The sequence below is a fragment of the Acutalibacter intestini genome (assembly GCF_034334985.1).
GTDB classification, from domain to species: domain Bacteria; phylum Bacillota; class Clostridia; order Oscillospirales; family Acutalibacteraceae; genus Acutalibacter; species Acutalibacter intestini.
The window spans coordinates 1-623 of record NZ_JAWXXL010000137.1 but is presented as its reverse complement, the minus strand read 5'-3'; the positions used below and the strand labels follow the sequence as shown (position 1 = coordinate 623).

Annotated in this window: 1 protein-coding gene; it reads left to right on the top strand. The window is 51.0% G+C overall.

Features of this window, described 5'->3' with window-relative positions; all coding sequences use genetic code 11:
• Positions 1-623 (top strand): phage tail tape measure protein (locus U8U68_RS22830; protein ID WP_322204645.1); only part of this gene is annotated, 623 nt, incomplete at both ends.

Here is a 623-nt window from a genome sequence, read left to right as displayed (position 1 = left end):
CAAAACGCCCTTATGTTGCGTGATACCTTCGGATATGACATACAAGAGCAAATGCGCGCCGTCAATATGCTTATGGATCAGTTCGGAATGTCCGGCGAAGACGCGTTTAACCTGATTGCACAGGGTGCGCAAAACGGCCTTGATAAAAACGGGGACTTGCTGGACAGTATCAACGAATATTCCGTGCATTTCAAAACGCTTGGACTTGACGCGGAAGATATGTTTAACAGTTTCGCAAACGGCGCAAGTGCTGGCACGTTTTCCGTTGACAAGCTGGGCGACGCTGTAAAGGAATTCGGGATCAGGGTAAAAGACGGATCGGACGGCACCATGCAGGCGTTTGCCGATATTGGAGTAAATGCAGAAGAAACGGCGGCGGCTTTTGCCGCTGGCGGGGATCAGGCGGCAAAAGCGTTTGAAGACGTGACAGCCGCCCTTTTTGCTATGGACGATCCTTTAGCACAGAACACGGCGGGCGTTGCCTTGTTCGGGACAATGTGGGAAGATTTAGGCGTTGAGGGCATGAAGGCTTTAACAAACCTGAACGGCGAAATTAGCACCACAACGGACGCGCTTTCCGCGATAAACGCGGTGAAATATGATGATTTTGGATCGGCAATGTC